This is a genomic window from Thioalkalivibrio sp. ALMg13-2, from assembly GCF_000381185.1.
In the GTDB taxonomy this organism is placed as follows: Bacteria; Pseudomonadota; Gammaproteobacteria; order Ectothiorhodospirales; family Ectothiorhodospiraceae; genus Thioalkalivibrio; species Thioalkalivibrio versutus.
In genome coordinates, this window is sequence record NZ_KB906154.1 from 1 (window position 1) to 2,436 (window position 2,436).

Annotated in this window: 2 protein-coding genes; both read right to left on the minus strand. The window is 62.4% G+C overall.

The window, feature by feature from the left end; translation table 11 throughout:
• Positions 1 to 146: 146 nt before the first annotated feature.
• Positions 147 to 875 (minus strand): hypothetical protein, encoded by a 729-nt coding sequence (locus tag F618_RS0114530; protein ID WP_019569007.1) that lies wholly within the window; start codon positions 873 to 875, stop codon positions 147 to 149.
• Between the two features lie 589 nt (positions 876 to 1,464).
• On the minus strand, positions 1,465 to 2,436 hold a 972-nt coding region (locus F618_RS15135; protein ID WP_019569008.1), incomplete at its 5' end, for a DNA cytosine methyltransferase.

The window sequence follows — 2,436 nt, forward strand, 5'->3', positions numbered from 1 at the left end:
GCTTCAGGGGCCTGATACGCTCAGGCGGGCGGTAAAGCCGTCATTCCCCAGGATCGCGCGCGACCCTCGGGAATGACGGCCCGAAGGCCGTCAGGGTTGATCCTGCGAACATCATTTGATGCACGCGGTTCATGGCAATGTGACCACTAGGCCACTTCGAGCTGGGCGTGCGGATCCATGGACACGATGATTTGGGCATTCTCCCATCCATCCGGCCAGTGTTCGGCCATGCCGTTTTGCCGGTAGTCCTCGCCGAACGAATCGGAGAAAAAACCCCAGCAGGAATCCACCTCGACGCCGTTCTGATAGACGACGTATCCGTAGACCTCGCCCTGCAGGTATTGGTCGTAAGCTGCGACCTCGGCCTCCAGGATCGAGCGGATTCGCGCCACCCGTCGCGGGCTCAGACGTTTCCACCCGAACGCGCGGCGGGCTTCCTCGCGGGTCACGTAGATCCACCCGACCTGACCGCTATCCCATGGACAGCTGAATGGTCGGGTGGACATCGTGATCCCCGAGTGGTCATAGAGGTAGAGCGGCACCATGATCATGTATCGATCAAGGATCGCGTCCACCTTCTGCTCCTGGAACTGGATCACCTGTTGGCTGTGCTCGTGCAGCCGCTTCTCCAGGCGGGGTTCAGTGGCGTCCAGACGGTTCCACAATCGGTCGGCGAAACGCTCGACCTGATCTTCAATGGATGGCTTGAACTCGCATGCCACCTGCAGCGCCCACTCGCGGGGGCTCTCTGCAGGCTGTTGGTCTCCCAGCTCATAGCGGCTGTGCCAGCACACCATGTTTCCGAGAAGGTTGTCGCAGTCTTCGCGTGGGTTGAAAGGGTCCGTGTCGGGGACGATGTGAATCAGCATGGACATGGTCAGTCTCCTGCAAGGAGGGGACAGACCGCCCCCACGGGGAGCGGTGTCCCCGTGGTGGGTTGAGAGCCGTCAGGTCGCGCGGGCGGACGAGACGGATAGGAGCCGAATGGCTCCGTTCGGTTGAATACCAATGCGGTATCGAGTGCCAGAACGACACAGCTCGAATCGTCCCCGGGAAATCGGCTTCAGATCGGCAATGCGCGCATGGGCAATCGGTTGGATCGACATAGGTCTATCTCCTGCATGGAGGGGACAGACCGCCCCCACGGGGTCGGTGTCCCCGTGGTGGGTAAAGGAATGGATCGACCGGCGAAGCCGGCGCACCCCTGCCCGATCCGGGGGTGCTTTCAGGGGCCTGATACGCTCAGGCGGGCGGTAAAGCTGTCATTCCCGAGGATCGCCCGCGACCCTCGGGAATGACGCCACCCCTAGCCGATGGTAAGGGTCGCGTTTGTTCAAACTCTGTCATAAAACCCGCCGCTGGCAAAGCCAGGGCGGCTTCCGGGAATGGCGGCCCGAAGGCCGTCAGTTGATGCGCGCCCACCCAGCAGATTGCTGAGTGGGCGCGACCGGTGAGCGGCACGACTTATGCCGCGATGGGTGGATGGGACTGCATCGAGTCCCGCAAGGCGGATAGAGCGCGCCCGAGGTGCATTCCGACGGCTTCAAATGCGGCGTGCACCACAGACTGACCCAGGATTTCATGCGCGCGCGTGGCGGAGAGCCCTGCGATCAGGGACTCAGGAACCGCTTTGACGCGGGCATGCTCCTTCGGTGTCAGCAACCGAGTGAGCGCCGAATCGCTCGGATGCCGAATGAACGGCTCGGTGGACCGCGCCTTGGCGTACCCGCGTCCGATGGTCCCAAGGCTCTCCTCGGATCCATCGAGGAGCTGCCGCCGAAAGCCTTTCCCGGCCTCCTTGTCGCGGACCTCCTTCTCGGCCAGGTAGCTGTATGCCTTCCAGGCAGGATCGTCAGGGTCGATGTCCTCCAGGATGTCCCGGATACACGACTCACGATCCCGAACGGCACGCAGCCCGTCGAACGAGAATGGCACCTCCGGGTTGGTTGCAATCATGCAGAACCGATTGCGCCGCTCCATCGAGCCCAGCTCAAATCCATCGAGAACCGTCTCGTGCAGCTCGTAATCGAGGCTGCTCAAGATGGACCGGATCACCGTCATGCTGGTCGTGGTGCCGTACTGAGGCACGTTCTCCAGCAGGATCACACTCGGCCGCAAGGTCTGAATCGCCGCGAGAAACGCGACGAACAACGGACCAGCGGTTTCGTGCTCCTCGGCTTTCGCCAAGCGGTTTTTCGCTCGACCCGAGAGGGAGGCCCCTGTGCAAGGAAGCCCCGCCGCGAGGATGTCGATGGCCGGCAGCTTCCGCCATTCCACGTCCTGCATTGGAGCCTCGATGGCGATCGAATCCGATTTCCAGATCGGATTGTTCGCCAGCGAGGCCTCCAGGTAGTCGCCGTCCGCCTCGTTGGCAAAGGCCAGCTCGACGGGGATTCCAGCGGCTTCCAGGCCTCGATGAAGGGCGTGGTCAAGAAT

Excerpts from the sequence above, each read along its gene's own strand:
- F618_RS0114530 (WP_019569007.1), bottom strand. The coding sequence starts at position 875 with ATGTCCATGCTGATTCACATCGTCCCCGACACGGACCCTTTCAACCCA.